At 73.1% G+C, this 6788-nt stretch carries 4 protein-coding genes; 1 reads left to right on the top strand and 3 read right to left on the bottom strand.

The genetic code is table 11. The features are described 5' to 3' along the window. Nucleotides 1-35: 35 nt before the first annotated feature. A complete protein-coding gene (locus ACFVIM_RS30950) occupies nt 36-1307 on the bottom strand; it encodes an LCP family protein (protein WP_384308379.1) in 1272 nt (423 codons plus the stop codon). 365 nt (nt 1308-1672) lie between these two features. Here ACFVIM_RS30950 and ACFVIM_RS30945 point away from each other — a divergent pair, with 365 nt between their 5' ends. Then, on the top strand, nt 1673-2221 hold the full coding sequence (locus tag ACFVIM_RS30945) for an acyl-CoA thioesterase (protein ID WP_384308376.1): 549 nt from the start codon (nt 1673-1675) through the stop codon (nt 2219-2221). Between the two features lie 82 nt (nt 2222-2303). On the opposite strand, the gene ACFVIM_RS30940 is transcribed toward ACFVIM_RS30945, so the two are convergent. Beyond that, nucleotides 2304-3689 carry an LCP family protein gene (locus tag ACFVIM_RS30940; protein ID WP_384308373.1) on the bottom strand — a complete coding sequence of 462 codons (1386 nt, stop codon included), beginning with the start codon at nt 3687-3689 and terminating at the stop codon, nt 2304-2306. Between the two features lie 1106 nt (nt 3690-4795). Further along, nucleotides 4796-6586 carry an LCP family protein gene (locus tag ACFVIM_RS30935; protein ID WP_384308370.1) on the bottom strand — a complete coding sequence of 597 codons (1791 nt, stop codon included), beginning with the start codon at nt 6584-6586 and terminating at the stop codon, nt 4796-4798. Nucleotides 6587-6788 lie beyond the last annotated feature (202 nt).

The raw sequence follows: 6788 nt of genomic DNA, 5'->3' as shown, positions 1-6788 counted from the left end.
CCGTCGGACGCGCCCCCCGTACCACCCCACCGCCGTCAGCCGCCCGACACGGTGACCTTCTCGTCGTTGCGGATCTGCTGGACCAGCTGGGCGACCTTCTCCTTGTCCCAGACCAGGTTGCCGCCCCGGGAGCCGGAGATCGGCATGTTCATCGAGGTGCCGTCACCGCCCGTGACGCCCTTCATCGCGAAGAACATCTGGCTCAGGTCCCACAGCGACATCTCCGTGTCCACGATCAGCGTGTCCAGGCCCGCGCCCATCACCGGGTAGAGCCGGAACGGGTTGAGGACCGTGGTCGGGGTCGCCGCCTGGTTGGCGAGGGTGGCGAGGAACTTCTGCTGGTTCTTGGTACGGGCCAGATCGCCCTCGCCGAAGGCATAGCGGGTGCGGACGAAGGCGAGCGCCTGCTCGCCGTCCAGCTCCTGCTTGCCCGCCTGGAAGTCGGCGCCGGACTTCTTGTCCTTGAACGCCTTCGGGATGTCCATCTCGACCCCGCCGAGGGCGTCCACGATGTTGGCGAAGCCCGCGAAGCCGATCTCGGCGTAGTGGTCGATCCGCAGATGCATGTTGTGCTCGACGGTGCGCACCAGCAGCTCGGGACCGTCCTCCGCGTACGCGGCGTTCAGCTTCACCCGGCGCCCCTGGGCCGGGAAGAGCTTGCCGGAGTCCGAGCCCTTGTACGAGGGGATCTCCACGTCCGAGTCACGCGGCAGCGAGATCATCGTGGTCCCGCCGGAGCAGTCGGCGAGGACCATCATCGAGTCGGTGCGCTTGCCCTCGGCGGAGCCGGTGCGCAGCCGCTTCTTGTCGTCGGACGTCATGCCCTCGCGGCTGTCGGAGCCGACGATCAGATAGGTGGTGCAGTCGTCCTCGCCGGGGCGCTCGACGACCTTGGAGAGGTCGACCTCGCGGCGGACCTTGCCGTCGGCCCAGAAGTACGTTCCCACGCCGACCACCAGCAGGGTCGTGGCGAGGGCGATCGAACCTATCTTGATCCGGCGGCCCCAGTCGGGGGCCGGGCGCGGCGGGCCGGGCGGCGGGCCCGGCTGGCCGGGACCGCCGTAGTGGCCCGGCGGCGGGGTCGGTGGCCGGGTCGGGGGCGGCGGCTGGGCGCCCCGGGAGCGGGCGGGCGTGCCATAGACCTGGCCCGTGTTGTAGCCGCTGTCGTAGGGGGCGCCATAGGCGTCGTCCTGCCCCTGCGACTGCTGCTGCGGGACCGGTCGTCGCTGCACATGGCGCATTACGCGAGCGCCCTCGGGCTCGGGGCCCTGGCTGCCGCGTCCGTATCCATCGGGCCAATCGTTCATGCGGGTAAGTGTGCCGGGCCACACGGGGGCACCGACAGGCCGGGTGGGGAAATCGGACCGGGGCTGTTGCGAAGCTGTCGCATTGCCACCGGGGCGCGATCGGGTGGTGACGGGACCGGGCCGGGCGGGGTGGGGGCGCGCGGCCGGGGCCGCTCGGGCCGGGGTGGCGTCGGTGCGGTCGCGCGGTCTGCGTGCTCGGCGTGCTCGGCGCGGATCTCGCGGGGAGTCGCCCCGGCTCCCCGCCGGAGTCGCCGCGCCGGGGCCCGGGGACTCCGGCCGTACGCCGCGTCACGGCAGGTCACCGGCCGATCGGTGGCGCGGACGTCACACTCCGCGGGTCAGGACCCGCGCATAGGGTGGAGGGCATGACAGATCAGGCTCCGCACCCGGACCCGGAGCTCCCGGGCAAGCCCACCTCGGCCTCGCGTACCACCCTCAGCCACATCATGACCGGCAACGACACCAATCTCCTCGGTACGGTGCACGGCGGCGTGATCATGAAGCTGGTGGATGACGCGGCGGGCGCCGTCGCCGGGCGGCACTCCGGCGGGCCGGCCGTCACCGCCTCCATGGACGAGATGGTGTTCCTGGAGCCGGTGCGGGTAGGGGACCTCGTCCATGTGCGCGCGCAGTGCAACTGGACCGGGCGCAGCTCCATGGAGATCGGTGTCCGGGTCATGGCCGAGCGGTGGAACGAGTCGACCCCTGCCCAGCAGGTCGGCTCCGCCTATCTGGTCTTCGCCGCCGTCGACGGGGACGGCCGCCCCCGCGCCGTACCGCCGGTCATAGCGGAGAGCGAGCGCGACCGCCGCCGCTACCAGGAGGCCCAGATCCGCCGCACCCACCGTCTCGCCCGCCGCCGCGCGATCCGCGAGCTGCGCGAGCGCCGCGCCGCCGAGGGCATCGACGAGTGAGACAGCCCCGGTCGGCCGCGTGCCGACCGAGGTGGGAGTACGGGGTGGGGCGGGGCCTGGAAACCGCCCCGGCCCGCGCCGCTCAGGGGCAGGTCACCTCGTCTCCCGTCACCGCCCCGAACTCCCCCTGCCGGGTGTCCTGCGCCCGTACCCGCGTCACGCCGTCGTAGTCCATGCCCGCCGTCACCCGCAGGGTGCGGCCCTGGCCCGGGGCCGGACGCAGTTCCGCGCCGGGCAGGGCGGTCGCCAGGGACTGGGCCGAGCGGTCCCAGCGCGGGTCGTAGGAGATGACGGTGCGCCGGACCTCCGCGCCGTCGCCGTTCTTGGGGGCGCGGGTGGTGTCGAAGCCGGTCGCCCGCAGGGCCGCGTCCACGGTGCGCCCCAGGCCGTCGCGGCGGGTCCCGTTGTAGATCTGCACCCGGATGAGCTGGGGTGCGACCTCGACCAGGGCCGCCTTGGCCCGCTGGGGGCGGTGCGCCGCCAGCGGCCGGTCCTCCCGGATCGCGCGGAACAGTTTCTGCGCCTTCGCGGTGTCCCAGCGCAGCGCCGAGCCCACGCCCGGCAGGACGGTTCCCGCGCCGACCGGTACGGAGGTGAACTCCGACGAGGCGGCCGAGAAGCCCCGCATCGCCTTCGCCAGCGCCAGCATCTCGTTGGCCCCGAATCCCTCCGAGGCCCGCACCGAGCCGAGCATGGTCGAGGCCACCGACCGCAGCCGCATCGGGTTGAGCAGTATCCCGCTCTCGGTGGCCCGCTCGATCAGCGCGGCCACGAAACGCTGCTGCCGCTGCATCCGCCCGAGGTCGGAGGCGCTGTCGACATAGCGGGAGCGGACGTACTGGAGTGCCTGGCCGCCGTCCAGCCGATGGGTCCCGGCCGCCAGGTCGAGCCCGGTGTGGGAGTCCCTCATCGGCCGGGCCGTGCAGATCCGCACCCCGCCGAGCGCGTCCACCGTCTTCATGAAGCTGGTGAAGTCGACCTCCAGATAGTGGTCGATCTTCACCTTGGTCATGTGCTCGACGGTACGGACGGTCAGCGCGGGCCCGCCCTCGGCGTACGCGGCGTTCAGCTTCACCGGATGGGCCCGGTGCGGCTTCCCGGTGGTGCGGTCGGTGTGGGCGGGGGCCTCGGCGAAGCTGTCCCTCGGCAGGCTCACCACACTGGCCCGCTCCCGTTCGCGGGAGATATGGACCAGCATCACGGTGTCCGTGCAGTGACAGGGCGCGCCGCCGAGGCGGTAGCGCTCCTTCTCGTCCTGGGTGATCTTGTCCCGGCCGTCGGTGCCGACGAGCAGCAGGTTCATCCCATGGCCCCCTTCGGGCCGGTTCTTCATGTCACGGAAGGGGTCGACCCGGGCGATACCGGTGTCCAGGCTGGTCACCACCGCGTGTCCCAGCGCGCCCGCGCCCAGCACCAGCACCGAGAGGGTGGTGGCCAGCCGCAGTCCCCAGCGCGGTCTCGCGACCACGGGCCGTCTGGCCCGGGGCCCGGGGCGCGGCCGGGGACGGGGGGAGGGGGGCGGCACGGGCACGGTGGAGACCTCCGTGGCGATGGCGGTACGGGGGGCGGGGAACCCGGGCGCGACCTCCGGCGGCGGGTTCGGGGGAGTCGAGGGCGAACGAGGGTGAACGAGGGTGAACGAGAGCGATTGAGAGTGAACGAGGGTGAATGAGGCTGATCGAGGGTCAACGCGGTCAAGGGTGGACCGGGGGCGATCGGACGGCTGGGAGACGACGGGAAGACGGGTCGGGGACGGTGTGGTGACGGCCTGGAGACGGTCCCGCCCCGGCGCGGACACGGTGGTGGAGACGCCGGTGTGACGGGCGGCGGGCAGAGCGGGGAATCGGCGGCGGATACGGCTAGGAGGGCGAATCCAGCACACCGTAGGCCGATACGATCGGCGGCCGGTCACACCGACCCGGGCGCCGCGCCTCCGTGTCCCCCGTTCGCGGTAACGGGCCGACCGATCAGCGCCACGGCCGCTGTCTCTGTGATCAGGCCGGCCCGCACCGGCGAGCGGCGTCCGCGCGACGTGGCCCGTCACCTCCCTGAGCAGGAGTACGGCGGTGGGACGGACGTGGTGATCACGCCCGGCCCGGTCATGGACCGCACCGACGGGATCGCCGCCGCGCCGGTCCGTGAGGCCCCCGGCTCCCTGTGGACGCCACCCCGCCGGGCGTACGCCCGGCGTACTCGATGCCGCCGTCAGAGCCTCCCATCACCCGATCGTGGTACGGGTTGACGGCCACGGCACGCTGTCGGCGAACGCGAACGCGAAGGTCATGCGCCTGCTGGGGGAGGCCGACGCGCCGCCCGTCGGCCGGGCCCGCCACGGCACGCCGGAACTCCGCGCGCCCGCCCGATGCCCCTCAAGCGCCCGCCCGATGCCCCTCAAGCGCCCGCCCGACGACACCCCGCCCGCTCGCCGGGACTCCGCCGCGCCCGTCGGGAACTCCGCGCGCCCGCCCGGCGGCGGGGGCCTCCGAGCCCCTCAGACGGCGCCGACCGTGGTCCGTCCGGGCCGGTCGCCCGCCGCCCCCGGGAGGGGGGACGGGCCCGCGCCACCAGCTCCCGCTACTCGCTCCAGGTGAAGCCGGGCTGGACCCGCATACACCCCTTCGCCTCGCCGTTGAGGGGGTTCGCCGAGGTCGGGGCCTTGGTGGGGGCCGTCGTGGGCGCCGCCTTCGGATAGACCGCGCCCTCCCGCCAGTCCGCGCCGACGATCAGCGCGATGCCCGTGACGTCCGTCGACCGCTTCACGGCGGCGGGCGGCAGTCCCAGCGTCTTGGCGACGGCCTGCGCGTCCCCCTCCAGCTCCACATTGGAGTAGCGGACCACCGTGGCCGGTACCGGGGTCCGGGTGGCGTCCGCCATCGCCCGGGTGAAGCCCTTGGTGTGGAGCAGGGAGACGACCTCGCCCGCCCGGCCGCGCGCGGCGAGCTGCCCGTCGCCCCCCGTACCGTTGCGTACCATCACCGAGATCTCCGCCGCGGGGGCGGCGGGGTCACGGGAGACCGGCGGTGCGGCGGAGGCCGGGGGCTTCTTCGCCGGGTCGCCCTTGCCGTCCAGCGGACGGTCCTCGCGGATCATCCGGAAGACCTCCTCGGCCTCGTCCTCCTTCGGGACCACCTTCCCGGCGAACCCGGGCAGATCGGTGTACGCGTTGGGCATGGTGGCCATGGTGATCCGGTCGGTCGGCACCGTCTTGAGCGCCTCGCCGACCTCGTACAGCCGCATCACCGAGTCGATGCCGTCATCGACGGTGACCGCGTCGATCGCGGCCTCGGCGAGCTTGCGCAGCTTGTTGGGGTCGGTGAGCTTGGTGTTCTCCCGCAGTTCGCGCACCATCGCGCCCATATAGAGCTGCTGGGCCTTGGTGCGGGCCAGGTCGGTGCCGTCCTCGAAGCCGTAGCGGGTACGGAGCCACTCCAGCGCCTGCTCGCCCTTGACGTAGGTGGTGCCCTTGCGGAGCTTGAGGCCGGAGCCCTCGCCCTGGGCGTTGCGGGAGTGCACGTTGTCGGTGACACAGACCGGGACGCCGCCGATGGCGTCCGCCATCGAGACCACACCCGCGAAGTCGATCATGATGAAGTGGTCGATGGTGATCCCGGTCAGCTCGTGCCAGGTGGCGACCGTGCAGCCGGGGCCACCGCGCCCGAGGGACTGGTTGGTCAGGACGCGCTCTGTCGCGGGGTAGGTCTTGCCGCTGTCGGGGTCCTTGCACTCGGGGATCCGGACGACGGTGTCGCGCGGCATGCTCACCACCGAGATGTGGGAGCGGTCGGCGGAGAGGTGGAGCAGCATCTGCACATCGGCGAGGGGCGCGGCCCCGAAGGTCTTCTTCGCGCCGCCGAGCCGCTGGTTGGCGGCCGAGTTCCGGGCGTCCGAGCCGATCAGGAGGATGTTGAGCGGGGTCTGGCCCCGGGAGTTGGCCTTGTGGTCGGGCATGCTGCCGCCGAGGGTCAGCTCGTCCCGGCGGAGCTTGCCGTTGAGATGCTCGTAGTAGAGGTAGCCCGCGGCGGCGGTGCCCAGTATGAGGACCGAGGTGACGGCGGCGGCCCAGCGCAGTATCCGGCGCTTGCCGCGCCCCTGGCCCCGTTGCCCCCGGGGGCGGCCGCCGTGGCCGCCTCTCCGCGCGTTCTCCTGTGACACCGTTCCCCCTGTCATCCGGGGCGTACGGCCCCGCTGTCCTGTCCGCGTCCGGGGCGTACGGCCCCGGTTCCCGCCCTGGTGCGGCCCTGGTGTTCCGCGTGCGTCGATGGCGTACGGAAGCGGTGTTCCGTACGCGTGCGTGGTGTACGGCGGCGGTGCCTCCGTACGCGTTCGTGCGTGGTGTACGGGGGCGGTGCCTCCGTACGTGCTCATGGCGTAGGGCGCCGGTGCTTCCGTACGCCGTCGTGGTGTACGGCCGCCGTGCTTCCGTACGCGTGCGTGGCGGGCGGGTTCCGCGTCGAACCCGGCCGCCGACCGAGGTGTACGGACCGCGTGCGGGCGGGCCGTGGGCCACGGGTGTCGCGTCGGCCGTGGCGCGCCACGGCCTTCGCGCCGGCCCCGGGCAGGGCCCGGA

Source organism: Streptomyces sp. NPDC057638, from assembly GCF_042800315.1.
In the GTDB taxonomy this organism is placed as follows: Bacteria; Actinomycetota; Actinomycetes; order Streptomycetales; family Streptomycetaceae; genus Streptomyces.
The sequence above is the reverse complement of the archived record's forward strand: the minus strand, read 5'-3'. Positions and strand labels throughout refer to the sequence as shown.